This window comes from Leclercia adecarboxylata (assembly GCF_035787115.1).
In the GTDB taxonomy this organism is placed as follows: Bacteria; Pseudomonadota; Gammaproteobacteria; order Enterobacterales; family Enterobacteriaceae; genus Enterobacter; species Enterobacter adecarboxylatus_E.
The window spans coordinates 216,760-230,892 of sequence record NZ_JALKTL010000004.1; the positions used below are offsets into that span (position 1 = coordinate 216,760).

General features: G+C 57.7%; 10 protein-coding genes. 4 read left to right on the forward strand and 6 right to left on the reverse strand.

The features are described 5' to 3' along the window. Window positions 1-82: 82 nt before the first annotated feature. On the reverse strand, window positions 83-1,441 hold the full coding sequence (gene cysG, locus MXM41_RS14925; RefSeq protein WP_325932768.1) for a siroheme synthase CysG: 1,359 nt from the start codon (window positions 1,439-1,441) through the stop codon (window positions 83-85). A 240-nt stretch (window positions 1,442-1,681) separates the two neighbouring features. Here cysG and MXM41_RS14930 point away from each other — a divergent pair, with 240 nt between their 5' ends. After that, window positions 1,682-2,725, forward strand: coding sequence for an aminopeptidase (locus MXM41_RS14930; protein ID WP_325932769.1), 1,044 nt, complete (start codon window positions 1,682-1,684; stop codon window positions 2,723-2,725). A gap of 483 nt (window positions 2,726-3,208) precedes the next feature. Here the strand turns inward: MXM41_RS14930 and cysH are convergent, their stop codons facing one another. The 3 genes from cysH to cysJ form a co-directional block, all read right to left on the reverse strand. Beyond that, window positions 3,209-3,943, reverse strand: a complete 735-nt coding sequence (gene cysH, locus MXM41_RS14935) for a phosphoadenosine phosphosulfate reductase (RefSeq protein ID WP_325932771.1) — start codon at window positions 3,941-3,943, stop codon at window positions 3,209-3,211. Window positions 3,944-4,010: 67 nt separating this feature from the next. After that, on the reverse strand, window positions 4,011-5,723 hold the full coding sequence (cysI, locus tag MXM41_RS14940) for an assimilatory sulfite reductase (NADPH) hemoprotein subunit (protein ID WP_325932773.1): 1,713 nt from the start codon (window positions 5,721-5,723) through the stop codon (window positions 4,011-4,013). Continuing rightward, window positions 5,723-7,528, reverse strand: a complete 1,806-nt coding sequence (cysJ, locus tag MXM41_RS14945) for an NADPH-dependent assimilatory sulfite reductase flavoprotein subunit (RefSeq protein ID WP_325932774.1) — start codon at window positions 7,526-7,528, stop codon at window positions 5,723-5,725. The genes cysI and cysJ overlap by 1 nt, the downstream gene beginning before the upstream one ends. A gap of 307 nt (window positions 7,529-7,835) precedes the next feature. On the opposite strand from cysJ, the gene queD reads away from it, so the two are divergent. Continuing rightward, window positions 7,836-8,198 carry a 6-carboxytetrahydropterin synthase QueD gene (gene queD, locus MXM41_RS14950; RefSeq protein ID WP_325932775.1) on the forward strand — a complete coding sequence of 121 codons (363 nt, stop codon included), beginning with the start codon at window positions 7,836-7,838 and terminating at the stop codon, window positions 8,196-8,198. On the opposite strand, the gene MXM41_RS14955 is transcribed toward queD, so the two are convergent. Then, window positions 8,199-10,523: a helix-turn-helix domain-containing protein gene (locus MXM41_RS14955; RefSeq protein ID WP_325932776.1), complete on the reverse strand. Its 2,325-nt coding sequence runs from the start codon at window positions 10,521-10,523 to the stop codon at window positions 8,199-8,201. 171 nt (window positions 10,524-10,694) lie between these two features. On the opposite strand from MXM41_RS14955, the gene MXM41_RS14960 reads away from it, so the two are divergent. After that, window positions 10,695-11,864 carry a M20 aminoacylase family protein gene (locus MXM41_RS14960; protein ID WP_325932777.1) on the forward strand — a complete coding sequence of 390 codons (1,170 nt, stop codon included), beginning with the start codon at window positions 10,695-10,697 and terminating at the stop codon, window positions 11,862-11,864. 25 nt (window positions 11,865-11,889) lie between these two features. After that, entirely contained in the window at window positions 11,890-13,284 is a 1,395-nt protein-coding gene (locus MXM41_RS14965) for an MFS transporter (RefSeq protein ID WP_325932778.1), read from the forward strand. Window positions 13,285-13,304: 20 nt separating this feature from the next. On the opposite strand, the gene queE is transcribed toward MXM41_RS14965, so the two are convergent. Then, the gene (gene queE, locus MXM41_RS14970; protein ID WP_325932779.1) at window positions 13,305-13,976 is read right to left on the reverse strand and encodes a 7-carboxy-7-deazaguanine synthase QueE; all 672 of its coding nucleotides are present in this window, start codon (window positions 13,974-13,976) and stop codon (window positions 13,305-13,307) included. Window positions 13,977-14,133 lie beyond the last annotated feature (157 nt).

The window sequence follows — 14,133 nt, forward strand, 5'->3', positions numbered from 1 at the left end:
AACCGGAGCGTACTCAAGTACGCGAGGATTGCGAGCACAGCCCGGGGCAAAATGGCAAATAAAATAGCCTGTTGCTTCAGGACTAAGCCAAATTTACAACAGAAGAACCAAAGCCTTCTGTGTCGGTTGTATGTTGGAACCAGGCGAGCGTGCTGTGCAGCTGCACCACTTCCCCCACCACGATCAGGGCGGGCATCGGGGCATCTTTCGCCAGAGTTGCAAGCTGTTGTAGTGTGCCGATCTTAACTTTCTGATCGACGCGCGTGCCGCGGGATATCACCGCTACAGGCGTAGTCGCATCGCGCCCGTGTTGAATAAGCTGTTCACTGATTTCCGCCGCTTTCATGGTGCCCATATAGATGGCAAGGGTCTGACGGCTTTGCGCCAGATGCGTCCAGTCAAACGGGGTGCTGTCGGCCTTGTAGTGGCCGGTGACAAAGGTGACGCTCTGGGCGTAATCGCGGTGCGTCAGCGGAATACCGGCGTAGGCCGTTACCGCCGAGGCCGCAGTAATTCCCGGCACCACCTGGAAAGGCACGCCAGCTTCGGCTGCCGCCTGCAGCTCTTCGCCGCCGCGGCCAAAGATAAAGGGATCGCCACCTTTGAGACGCACCACGGTTTTGCCTTCTTTCGCGGCGGCGATCAGCATCTGATTGGTTTCATGCTGCGGTACGGCGTGGCCGCCCGCGCGTTTGCCGACGCAGATTTGTTCAGCGTCGCGACGAATCAGCTCGCGCACGCCGTCGCTTACCAGATGGTCATAAAACACCACGTCGGCATCCTGTAGCACCTGTAAACCGCGCAAGGTCAGCAGGCCGGCATCGCCCGGGCCTGCGCCCACCAGGACGATCTCCCCGCCCGTGCTGCCCGGATTGTCCAGTTCATCTTCAAGGATCTGTTGCGCGGCGGTCTCATTACCGGCCTGCATCAGGCTGGCAAAGCGCCCGCGAAACACGCGCTCCCAGAAGCGACGGCGTTCCGCCACGCTGGTCAGGCGGGTTTTCAGATGGTTGCGCCAGTAGCTGGCCTTTTCGGCCATACGACCAAGGCTCGTCGGCAGCAGCGCTTCGATTTTTTCCCGCAGCACGCGGGCCAGCACCGGGGCAGTACCGCCGGAGGAGATCGCCACCAGCAGCGGCGAGCGATCGACAATCGACGGGAAGATAAAGGAGCACAGCGGCTGGTCGTCCACCACGTTCACCAGGCGGTGACGGGCTTGGGCGGCATCCGAGACGCGCTGGTTGAGCGCCCGGTTTTCGGTGGCGGCAATAACCAGCACCACATTGTCGATTTGCGATTCAGCAAAGTCCGCCTCGGCAACCACCTGTACGCGCGCGCCTGCCCGATGTAAAAAAGCAATTTTGCGCTCGGCGATTTCGCCGCTGCCGACCACCAGCACCGGACGGTCTTTTACGGCAGCAAATAAGGGAAGGTAATCCACAATGCTACAACTCGCTAACAATCAGGAATAGTGGGACTATAGGGGGCGGCTACGAGCGAATGAAATTACGAATTGGAATGAGTAGTTACTCAATGGAATAACGCTCTGGAAAAGCTCATATCAAAAAGTGCTTAACGCGCGTAATTCCGGGCATTTAAGAGCAAATCAAATTGTGTAAGCGCGGTCACAGTTTCATACTAAGCGCGTTAAAATTTTGCACAATTTTTTTAAGGACTCCTTATGTTTTCCGCAATGCGCCACCGATACGCCGCCCTGGCGCTCGGCGTTTGCTTGATCGGAACGGTTCAGGCTAAGACCTCGCCTCTGGGTGAGATGGCCGCGACGCAGGCGCGTCATATCGCCACCTTTTTTCCGGGACGGATGACCGGTACCCCCGCCGAAATGCTCTCCGCTGATTACGTGCGCCAGCAGTTTGCCGGGATGGGTTACCAGAGCGATATCCGCACCTTTCAGAGCCGCTACATCTATACCTCGCGTAATCAGAGCAAGAACTGGCACAACGTGACGGGCAGCACCGTCATTGCCGCCCATGAAGGCAAAGCGGCCGAGCAGATTATTATTCTGGCGCATCTTGATACCTATGCCCCCATGAGCGACAGCGATGCCGATAACAATCTGGGTGGTCTGACGTTGCAGGGCATTGATGATAATGCCGCCGGCGTCGGGGTGATGCTGGAGCTGGCCGACCAGCTGAAACACATTCCCACCCAGTACAGCATTCGCTTTATCGCCACCAGCGGCGAAGAAGAGGGACGGCTAGGCGCCGAAAATGTGCTTAAACGCATGACCCCGGCGGAGAAGAAAAATACCCTGCTGGTGATCAATCTCGATAACTTGATCGTCGGCGATAAGCTCTACTTTAACAGCGGAAAAACGACCCCGGCTCCGGTGCGTAAATTAACCCGCGACCGCGCGCTGGCGATTGCCCGCGCCCACGGCATCGTGGCTGCCACCAACCCGGGGGGCAACGCCGCGTATCCAAAAGGAACCGGATGCTGCAATGATGGCGAGGTGTTTGATAAAGCCGGGATCCCGGTGCTGTATGTCGAAGCGACTAACTGGTCACTGGGTAAAAAGGACGGTTATCAGCAGCGGGCAAAATCGAAGGCGTATCCAAAGGGAACAAGCTGGCACGACGTCAGGCTGGATAATTTGCAGCATATCGACGGGACGCTGCCACAGCGGATTGAACACCGCAGCCGGGATGTTGTCCGCGTGATGCTGCCGCTGGTGAAAGAGCTGGCGAAAGCAGGGAAAGTGTAGCGTTGTTAGTGCCCCTCACCCTAACCCTCTCCCCACAGGGGAGAGGGGATCGCACGGAGCCGTCTTTTCCCCCTCGCCCCTTTGGGGAGAGGAGATCGCACCGAGCCGTCTTTTCCCCCTCGCCCCACAGGGGAGAGGGGATCGCACCGAGCCGTCTTTTCCCCCTCGCCCCACAGGAGAGAGGGGAGCGCACCGAGCCGTCTTTTCCCCCTCGCCCCACAGGGGAGAGGAGATCGCACGGAGCCGTCTTTTCCCCCTCGCCCCACAGGGGAGAGGAGATCGCACCGAGCCGTCTTTTCCCCCTCGCCCCACAGGGGAGAGGGGATCGCACCGAGCCGTCTTTTCCCCCTCGCCCCTTTGGGGAGAGGAGATCGCACCGAGCCGTCTTTTCCCCCTCTCCCCACAGGGGAGAGGGGATCGCACCGAGCCGTCTTTTCCCCCTCGCCCCTTTGGGGAGAGGGCCGGGGTGAGGGGCCTATACCCTTACCCTTCGTGCAATCCGCACTCGCGCTTGAGGCCAAAGAATCGGGTCTCTTCTTCTGCCATACCCGGCTCCCATTTACGGGTGGTATGAGTATCACCCACCGACAGATAACCTTGATCCCACAGCGGGTGATACTTCAGGCCGTGCTGCTGCAGGTACTGGTAAACGGTACGGTTATCCCAGTCGATGATGGGCAGCACTTTGAACACCCCGCGCTGAATGGCCAGCACCGGCAATGATGCCCGGCTACCGGACTGATCCCGGCGCAAACCGGCAAACCAGGTTTTAGCGTTGAGTTCAGACAGCGCCCGGTTCATCGGCTCGACTTTGTTGATGGCATTATATTTCTCAATACCCTCAACGCCCTGCTCCCACAGCTTGCCGTAGCGCGCCTCCTGCCAGGCCGCGCTCTGCTCTGCGCGATAGACCTTCAGGTTCAGCTTAAGCTTGTCCGTCAGCTCATCAATAAACTGGTAGGTTTCCGGAAACAGATAACCGGTATCGGTGAGGATCACCGGAATGTCCGGGCGAAGTTTATTCACCAGATGCAGGCTGACCGCCGCCTGAATACCAAAGCTTGATGAGAGAACATATTCACCCGGCAGATTTTCCAGCGCCCAGGCAACACGCCCTTCGGCGTCCAGCTTCTCCAGCTCCGCGTTGGTTTCGGCCAGCGCCAGAATACGTTCAACTTTTGGCAGGTCATTAAGGGCGTTTAAATCGAGTACGGACATAAGAACCTCGTTTGCCTGATTTGCCGGGCGGCACTGCGCTTGCCCGGCCTACAAAACCCCTGGGATATTACTCCCAGAAATCCCGTGCGGGATCGAGCACCGGGCGAATGATGCCCGCACGCACCGTAAAGTCGCCGAAGCCTTCACCCGCTTCACGCTCTTTCGCCCAGCGCCCGACTAACTCATCAATCGAGCTGAGAATTTCTGGTTCCGTGATGTTCTCGCGATACATACGCGGAATGCGCGTTCCGCTGCGGTTCCCCCCCAGATGCAGGTTGTAACGGCCTGGCGCTTTACCCACCAGACCCAGCTCCGCCAGCATCGCGCGGCCGCAGCCGTTCGGGCAGCCGGTTACGCGCATTACGATATGCTCATCAGGAATGCCGTGTTTTTCCAGCACCGCTTCCACTTTATCAGTGAACGACGGCAGGAAGCGTTCGGCTTCAGCCATCGCCAGCGGACAGGTCGGGAAAGCAACGCAGGCCATTGAATTTTCACGCTGTGGCGTCACCGCATCCATCAGGGCATGATCCCGCGCCAGCTTCTCGATCTTCGCCTTCTGGCTTTCCGGCACGCCGGCAATAATCAGGTTCTGGTTGGCGGTGATACGGAACTCGCCCTGGTGGATCTTCGCGATCTCCAGCAGGCCGGTTTTTAGCGGACGGCCCGGATAGTCGAGGATACGCCCGTTTTCAATAAACAGCGTCAGGTGCCATTTATCGTCGATGCCTTTTACCCAGCCAATACGATCTCCGCGGCCAGTGAATTCATACGGGCGGATCGGTTCAAACTTGATGCCGGCGCGACGCTCCACTTCGGCTTTGAATGTCTCAACGCCCACGCGTTCCAGGGTGTATTTGGTCTTGGCGTTTTTACGATCGGTACGGTTACCCCAGTCGCGCTGGGTAGTGACCACCGCTTCCGCCACCGCCAGGGTGTGCTCCAGCGGCAGATAGCCAAACTCGCTCGCGGTGCGGGCGTAGGTGTTCTTATTACCGTGCTCAATCGAGAGACCGCCTCCCACCAGCAGGTTAAAGCCCACCAGCTTGCCGTTCTCAGCAATCGCCACGAAGTTCATGTCGTTGGCGTGCAGATCGATGTCGTTCTGCGGCGGGATCACTACCGTGGTTTTGAACTTACGCGGCAGATAGGTCTGGCCAAGGATCGGCTCTTCGTCAGTGGTCGCGACCTTCTCCTGATCGAGCCAGATCTCGGCATAGGCGCGGGTGCGCGGCAGCAGATGCTCGGAGATCTTCTTCGCCCATTCATAGGCTTCAGCGTGCAGCTCTGACTCGTACGGGTTGGACGTGCAGAGCACGTTACGGTTCATGTCGTTGGCGGTCGCCAGCGCGTCCAGCCCAACGGAGTGCAGCATCTGGTGTACCGGTTTCACGTTCTTCTTCAGGATGCCGTGGAACTGGAAAGTCTGACGGTTGGTCAGACGGATGCTGCCGTAAAGGGTGTTGTCATGGGCGAACTTGTCGATCGCCTGCCATTGTTTGGTGGTAATGATCCCACCCGGCAGACGGCAGCGCAGCAGCATCGCGTGACGCGGCTCCAGCTTCTGTTCAGCACGCTCGGCACGAATATCGCGATCGTCCTGCTGGTACATGCCGTGGAAACGGATCAGCAGAAAGTTGTCGCCTTTGAAACCGCCGGTCAGACCGTCATTTAAATCTTCGGCAATGGTGCCACGCAGGTAGTTGCTTTCTACCTTCATGCGCTCGGCATCAGACAGTTTGCCTTCGACCACCAGAGGGCCAGGATGTTTTTCGCTCATTAGTAGACATCTCGCTGATAACGGCGCTCGACGCGCAGCTCACTTAAATATTCATCCGCCGATTCAGTATCCATGCCACCGAATTCAGCAATCACTTCCAGCAAAGCCTGCTCAACGTCTTTCGCCATGCGATTGGCGTCGCCGCAGACATAAATATGGGCACCGTCATTGATCCAGCGCCACAGCTCTGCGCCCTGTTCGCGCAGTTTGTCTTGTACGTAGATTTTTTCTTTCTGATCGCGGGACCAGGCCAGATCGATGCGGCTCAGCACGCCCTCTTTGACGTAGCGCTGCCACTCCACCTGATAGAGGAAGTCCTCGGTGAAGTGCGGGTTACCGAAGAACAGCCAGTTTTTGCCCGGCGCTTCGTCGGCGGCTCGCTGCTGCATGAAGGCGCGGAACGGCGCAATACCGGTGCCCGGGCCAATCATGATCACCGGGGTTTCCGGGTTAGCAGGCAGGCGGAAGTTGTCGTTGTGCTCGATAAAGACCCGCACTTCGCCCTCTTCTTCCACACGATCCGCGAGGAAGCTTGATGCCCCGCCGGCACGGGCGCGTCCTTCGATATCGTAACGCACCACACCCACGGTGACGTGGACTTCACTTTCCACCTCGGCCTGCGCAGAGGCGATAGAGTACAGGCGCGGCGTCAGCGGACGCAGCAGGCCGATTAACGCATCGGCATCCAGCTGGGCTGGCGCGAAACGCACCATATCGACGACTGGCGTGGTGGTGGCGTAGTGTTGCAGTTTGGCTTTATCCCCCACCAGCGGCAGCAGAGATTCGCTGCGGGTCAGGGTGGCATAGTTCTCCACGATGTTCGCGGTGTTGACGGTCAGTTCGAAATGCCACTGCAGCGCTTCAGAGAGCGGAAGCGTTTTGCCTTCAACCGTCACCGGTTCATCGCCCTTCAGCCACAGCAGTTCAACCAGCTCTTTTACCAGCGCCGGATCGTTCTGGTACCAGACGCCAAGGGCATCGCCCGGCTGGTAGCGCAGACCGGAGTCGCCCAGATCGATTTCGATATGACGGACGTCTTTTTCAGAATCACGCCCGGTGATTTTCTGGTTAACCGAAAGGCTCGCGCTCAGCGGAGCTTCTTTGGTGTACGGGCTGGTATGAATATCGTTAACTGCGCCAGCCGCGGTGACTGCCGCCTGGGCTGGCGTCTCTTTCGGAACGCGGGCTTTCAGCACATCGACAATGCGCGCGCGCCATTCGGCAGCCGCGGCCTGATATTCCACGTCGGTATCGACGCGATCCAGCAGGCGCTCTGCCCCCAGCTCGGCCAGCTTGTTGTCAAAATCTTTGCCCGACTGGCAGAAGAATTCGTAGGAGGAGTCGCCCAGGCCGAAGACCGCAAAGGCGGTGCCCGACAGTTTTGGCGCTTTTTTCGAGAACAGGAACTTATGCAGCGCAACCGCTTCTTCAGGCGGCTCACCTTCGCCCTGGGTAGAGGTCACAACGATAACCAGCTTCTCTGACGCGATTTGCTTAAATTTATAATCCCCGGCGTTCACCAGGTTCACGTTCAGTTTGGCCGCGAGCAGATCGTCGCGCAGGGCTTCTGCCACGCGACGGGCGTTGCCGGTTTGCGAGGCGGAGATAAGCGTAATTGCCGGGATCTCAACGGCCGCAGCCGGTGCACTCGCCACAGCCCCCGGCTGTTGATTGAGCATTCCCCAGAAATAACCGGATACCCAGGCAAGCTGGGTGGGCGAAAAATCAGTGGTGGCCGCCTGCAGGCGTGCCAGTTGCTCCGGGTTCAGGGGAAGCAAATTTGAAGGTGGGGCCTGTGTTGTCATGCGTCGTTATGTTCCAGTAGCAAATCTGAATTTTTATCTGAAAGACAGAACAGAGTGTAAGGTTAACGGCGCGGATCATAACAATTAAAGACGGGATGGAAATAATAAATAACCAAATGGACTAACCTCTTTTAGCTATTGTTCTTAACAATAAAAGTGATTAACTATCCGCCTGAAAAATATAATAAAAAACAACAGTTACTTTGCTGTCAGTAGCCCCTTACCATAAGGGCCGTTTTAGTTAATGATAAAAAATGTACTTTCCGGTACTCTACGGCGGTTTTTTCCGCATTTTTGAGAGTCCACGATGTCCACCACACTGTTTAAAGATTTCATCTTCGAAGCCGCCCACCATCTGCCTCACGTCCCGGAAGGGCATAAATGTGGTCGCCTGCACGGACACTCCTTTATGGTGCGTCTGGAGATCACGGGTGAAGTCGATCCGCACACCGGTTGGATCATGGATTTTGCCGAGCTGAAAGCCGCCTTTAAGCCGACCTACAATCGCCTCGATCACTACTATCTGAATGACATTCCAGGCCTTGAGAACCCGACCAGCGAAGTGCTGGCGAAATGGATCTGGAATGAGATCAAGCCGCTGGTGCCGCTGCTGAGCGCGGTGATGATCAAAGAGACCTGCACCGCAGGCTGTGTCTATCGCGGCGAGTAATCACCCCTCATGAGAAAGCAACGGCGCAATTTCAAAGAGCATCAGCGCGTTGCTTTCCAGCGACTCCGTTATCTGCCAGCCTTCATAAAGCCGTTCATCGCGCATTGAAAGCGTTGGGCGTGCTTTATGCTTCATCCAGCACCACATCTCTTCGTCAGGCCCCCGTTCACTGCGCACCCCTTCAATCAAGGGATAAAGCGCGCCGTTGTGCTGGTCAAAAAGATAACATTTGATCCGCCACCTGCCGTTCAGGCCTTTAAGCTGAACATGGTACTGCTGGCGAAAGCGCTGAATGAAGGCCTCTTCGCTGGAGAGCAGCGGGTTAAACACTACCGTATTGCGCAGCAGCAGTTGATATCCCTTGTGGTGTTGCAGCAGCAAAAGATTCTTTTCGTTTACCAGCACCTCACCGCGCAGGCGTCGCCACAGCCATATCACCCAGTAGATGGGGCGCGGCAGGCCATGGTTGTACTGCAGCGCCAGGCTCGAAGTGTCGATGGTATTGTTGGCCCGCGCCTCGCCCTGTAAGCCCGAATTGAGCCAGAATCCCGCCAGCCAGACCTGTTCCGACAGCCCGAGCAGGTTTTGCATCAGCAAGGCGCCGCGGAAAAACCAGCCGTTGGTGGCCCGCGTGTTGCCGGTGAGGGTGTTCCACGACAGCAGCCATACCGGAAGAGAGAGCTTTCGCTGGCGAAGCGACGCCAGGATCTGCCGGACCTTCTGCACCGGATAGTTTTCCGATGAAGAGAGATGCGCCGGATCCAGCTGCGCCAGATCGAGAAGCTCGTTGGCATCGGCCGGACAGGCCAGAAAATCGGCCTGCGCGAGAAGAGTGGAGTTAAGCAGCGCCTCATCGTTTTGCGCAGCACGGCCCGGTGAAAAGCGGTGCCATACGCCGAACGTCGCCTGCGGCAGAGAATTGTGCAGCGTCACCCGCTGGGCCTGCCAGACCTGCTGACGCACCGCCTCGCTTGCCTGGGTTGACCAGTGCATGACAAATTGCCAGCGTCCGGTGATGTCGGGTGAAAAGTGATTAACCGCCTGCTGTAAAAAGCGCGCCAGCAGATCGGTGCGGGTGGTCAGCCCGGTGTGCAGCAGCACCGTCCACCGTTTTTTCGCAAGCCAGGTAAAGACCTGATGCAGATTGTACCAGCAGGCATACCCCGCCATCAGGGGATCGTCCCAGCCGCTGGCAAACAGGCGGCTGCTGAGAAAAGGCTCCGCGATATCAATCCCGAAAATGGGCATCGCCTCCTCCAGCTTTTCCAGCTCGCGACGCACGTCCTCCCGCAGGAGATCGTCCAGCTCGCGCACCGTCACCACCATTCGGGTATGTCGCAGGGGCGCGTCGGGTTTAAGCTGGCGCAGATCAAACACCCTCTCCTGTACCGGGTGGGGCGTTAATGCTGACGGCTCCCAGCCGCGCGTTTCAGGTTCATTCAGCAGGCTGAAAAGCGTATCCACCGCCACCGGGTAGAGCTGCTCGCTGCTGCTGTGCCGTGAACGGGGCAGCCCGGCGTGAGGTCGTCTTTGCTTGCGAAACGCACCCGGCGCCATCTGATGATGACGGCGGAACAGATCGCTCATCATCCGCGTACTGGCGAACCCCTGCTCCAGCGCAATCTGATGCAGCGGTCGATTGGTCAGGCGCAGCGCGTCGGCCGCCTTCTCCAGCCGCAGGGTGGTGATGTACTGCATAAAACTGACCCCCATCTCTTTACGAAAGAGGCGGGAGAGCCAGGCTTCCGAGACAAACTCACTGCCGGCGATTTCGGCAAGCGTAATGCGTCGGGTGTAGCTGGCATTGATACGCTCCACCACCCGGGCGATGCGTTTGCTTAAGCCTGGATGGTTTTCCCGCAGGCCCAGGCGTGCCGGCTGTTGAAACCGGCTGGTCAGCAGCAGCAGGATCTCGCTCAGCCAGCGGGTCGCCTCCAGCCGGTAGCGATGCTGATCGTTAATCAGGGTACTCACCAGCAGCTGGCGCAGGAGATGACGTAGCTCATCACTCTGTGGCCAGATGCCTCCGGCCCCGGACGGTATCGCATAATCATGGGCAAAAAAGTCGCGGCAAAGCTGCTGGATCCAGCGCCCGGAAAGCACGACGCGCATCGTCGTATTCCCGCTCTCGCTGGTGAGCTGCCAGCGTTGATTACGATTAATGATGGTCAGGCTATCGGCCATCAGGATCGTCTGCCGCTGGTCGGTTTGCAATTCGGCGCGTCCTTCCAGCAGCCACAGCAGCGTCAGCGCATCGTCCTCTTCCTGATGAAACTGACGGATGTCCTGCACCTTCACCGAAAATTCGCTACTCCGTTGCTCCATTTACCCCTCCAGGGAAGACAAATAATAACCTGCTCTTTTTTGTCATAACGGATTTGTATGAAAAACAATCAGAAATAATGCGTCGCTTCACAACAAAAAAGTGCATTTTCCGACGCTGCGATCGGCATAAACTCGAAATTAGCATTGTTTGATAAAAAAAGGATAACAAAAATGACACATCCGATTGTTGAAGCACTGCAGAGCCGCGAAGCGCAGTTCATCGAACTGCGCCGTCATTTTCATCAGCATCCCGAGATCGGTTTTGAGGAGCAGCAGACCAGCGCGCGCGTCGCGGAACTGCTCCAGCAGTGGGGTTACGAAGTGCATCGCGGGATGGCGAAAACCGGCGTGGTGGGCACCCTGAAAGTGGGCAACGGCAGCAAACGCCTTGGCCTGCGCGCCGACATGGATGCGTTACCCATGCAGGAGGAGAGCGGCAAAGCGTGGAGCAGCACCGTTGAGAATAAATTTCACGGCTGTGGTCATGACGGCCATACCACCACCCTGCTCTATGCCGCCGAATATCTGGCCCGCACCCGCAATTTTAACGGCACGCTGCACCTGATTTTTCAGCCCGCGGAGGAGTTGCTGTATGGCGGGCGGGTGATGGTCGAAGATGGCCTGTTTGATACCTTCCCCTGCGACCATATTTTTGGTCTGCACAATATGCCGGGGCAGAAGCTGGGCAAAATCGGCCTGCGCGATGGCGCCATGATGGCCTCCTCCGATACGATCCATATAGAAGTTAATGGCGTAGGCGGACACGGTGCCCTGCCGGAACATACCGTTGATGCCACGCTGGTGGCCTGCCACATCACCCTCGCCCTGCAGTCAATCGTGTCGCGAAATATCACCCCGTTTGAACCCGCCGTGGTGACTGTCGGCAGCATTCAGGCCGGTCATGCACCCAACATCATCAACGACAAAGTGCTGATGAAGCTGACCGTGCGCACGCTGAACGAAAAGGTGCGGCAGACCGTTCTGCAGCGTATCCATGATATCGCTGTTGCGCAGGCAGAGAGCTTCAACGCCACGGCCACCATCCGTCACATCAACGGCAGCCCGGTCCTTACCAATAACCCTGCGGCTAACGAGATGGTGCGCACCGTCGCCCAGGATCTGTTCGGACAGGATGCGGTGGCCTCCATCGGTTCATTTATGGGCAGCGAAGATTTCGCCTTTATGCTCGAAAAGAACCCTGACGGCTGTTACTTCACTATCGGCGCAGGCGATGAACCGGATCGCTGCATGGTGCATAACCCGGGCTATGACTTTAACGACAAGATTTTGATCACCGGAGCCGCGCTCTGGAGCGCCCTGACCGAACACTATCTGCGTTAATTCCCTGGCCCAGGAGGGCTGCACAATGAGTACCGTTCCCCTGACAGGCACCCCGGCTTTCGCAGGTAATGATCGACTGCTGGCGGGTATTGTTCTGAGCGTTCTGACATTCTGGTTATTTGCCCAGTCGGTGATCAACGTGGTGCCGGCCATGAAAAATAGCCTCGATATTTCCCTGGAGACGCTTACGCTGGCGGTCAGCCTCAGCGCGTTATTCAGCGGATGCTTTGTGGTTGCCAGCGGTGGCTTCGCCGATAAGTTTGGTCGCGTGCGCCTGACGGTCATCGGTCTGGTGCTGAGTATTATCGGCAGCGGCCTGCTGTTTATGGCACGCGAGCCGGTACTCTTTCTGCTGGGACGGGCGATCCAGGGGCTGTCGGCAGCCTGCATTATGCCTGCCACGCTGGCGCTGATTAAAACCTGGTACGAAGGCAAAGCACGTCAGCGGGCAATCAGCTTCTGGGTCATTGGCTCCTGGGGCGGCAGCGGGCTGAGCTCGTTTGTTGGCGGCGCCATTGCCACCAGCCTGGGCTGGCGCTGGATTTTTGTTTTTTCGATGGTGATGGCTTTGGCTGCCCTGCTGTTAATTCGCGGTACGCCGGAAAGCCGAAGCGCCAGCGCTGGCCAGCACAAGCTGGATATTGGCGGGCTGGTGAGCTTTGTCCTGATGCTGGTATTGCTCAACCTGTTTATCAGCAAAGGGCACAGCTGGGGCTGGAGTAGCGGCTTATCCCTGTCAGCGCTGGGGGCGGCGATCCTGGCGGCGCTGGGCTTTATCGTGACCGGCCTGCGCAAAGGCGATGCGGCGCTGATCGATTTCGCCCTGTTTAAAAACCGGGCCTACAGCGCGGCGGTGCTCTCCAACTTCATGCTCAACGGCTGCATCGGCACCATGATGATCACCAGTATCTGGCTACAGCAGGGCCATCATCTGACGCCTTTGCAAACCGGCATGATGACGCTGGGGTATCTGGTGACGGTGCTCGCCATGATCCGCGTGGGAGAGAAACTGCTGCAACGCTATGGCGCCCGCCTGCCGATGATGACCGGCCCCGTGTTGACCGCGATCGGCATCACTTTTATCTCCTGCACCTTCCTGAGCAAAGAGATCTACATCGTGACCGTCTTTTTCAGCAACGTCCTGTTTGGACTGGGGCTGGGCTGTTACGCCACCCCGTCAACGGACACGGCGGTGATGAACGCGCCAGAGAGCAAAGTCGGTGTGGCATCAGGGATCTATAAGATGGGCAGTTCGCTGGGCGGAGCTATGGGTATCGCCGTGACGGCTTCACTGTATGCCCTGCTGCTGCCGCTGGGCATGGCCAGCGCCGCCCAGTACGCGCTGCTGTTTAACAGCGCAATTTGTCTTGGGTCGGCGGTGGTAGCCTGGGCGTTATTACCCAGACGGCGGGCCCCTTAGAGACATAGGCCGCAGGATTATCAGGCGATATTCAGGTATTTGTGCGTCTGCATCGACAGACGCCAGTTACGCGCAATACAGGTCTCAATGCACAGGCGCGTGGCGTCCTCTTTCTGAGAAATGGGTTGCAGGGCGATCACCCGCTGCTTGTCGTCGGTTAAGGTCGCCAGCAGTTCATCCAGCGCCTCGATATCGCGCACGCGCCCGACCGGATGCTTAATCTCGTCCGCGCGCTCCAGCGCCTGAGACAATACGTCGTAACCGCCACGCATATTTACTTTTGGCGATACCGTCACCCAGGTGGTGTGGGAGCAGCGTACTTCGTGGGTGCCGCTGGTCTCAATCTGGCAGCTAAAGCCGTTCTTCTCCAGCAGCATGGTGAGCGGCATAAGATCGTGAATGCAGGGTTCACCGCCGGTGATCACCACATGGCGCGCCGTCCAGCCCTGACGACCAATAATCGCCAGCAGGTCGTCCGGGTTTGCCGCGCCCCATTTATCGCTCTCTTTGGTTTTCGCCAGGATGCTGAAAAGTGACACTTCCCGATCGCTAAGCATATCCCAGGTATGTTTAGTATCACACCAGGCACAGCCAACCGGGCATCCCTGCAAACGAATGAAAATAGCGGGAACGCCGGTGAAGTAACCCTCGCCTTGCAGGGTCTGGAACATCTCATTAATCGGGTACTGCATAATTATCTCTGGTCAGATTACGGGTGGGCATTATTGCAGATCGCACATAATCAGGCAAAACAACCCCGGCCACGATTTTATTCCTGTCAGTTTAAGGATAGCCAGGCTAACACCCTTTGGGTGGAAAGCCGTTGTCTGCAGGCAATGTTAAAAACAG

Coding starts and splice junctions, on each gene's coding strand:
- MXM41_RS14930 (WP_325932769.1), top strand. CDS start 1,682: ATGTTTTCCGCAATGCGCCACCGATACGCCGCCCTGGCGCTCGGCGTT.
- cysH (WP_325932771.1), bottom strand. CDS start 3,943: ATGTCCGTACTCGATTTAAACGCCCTTAATGACCTGCCAAAAGTTGAA.
- cysI (WP_325932773.1), bottom strand. CDS start 5,723: ATGAGCGAAAAACATCCTGGCCCTCTGGTGGTCGAAGGCAAACTGTCT.
- cysJ (WP_325932774.1), bottom strand. CDS start 7,528: ATGACAACACAGGCCCCACCTTCAAATTTGCTTCCCCTGAACCCGGAG.
- queD (WP_325932775.1), top strand. CDS start 7,836: ATGTCCACCACACTGTTTAAAGATTTCATCTTCGAAGCCGCCCACCAT.
- MXM41_RS14955 (WP_325932776.1), bottom strand. CDS start 10,523: ATGGAGCAACGGAGTAGCGAATTTTCGGTGAAGGTGCAGGACATCCGT.
- MXM41_RS14960 (WP_325932777.1), top strand. CDS start 10,695: ATGACACATCCGATTGTTGAAGCACTGCAGAGCCGCGAAGCGCAGTTC.
- MXM41_RS14965 (WP_325932778.1), top strand. CDS start 11,890: ATGAGTACCGTTCCCCTGACAGGCACCCCGGCTTTCGCAGGTAATGAT.
- queE (WP_325932779.1), bottom strand. CDS start 13,976: ATGCAGTACCCGATTAATGAGATGTTCCAGACCCTGCAAGGCGAGGGT.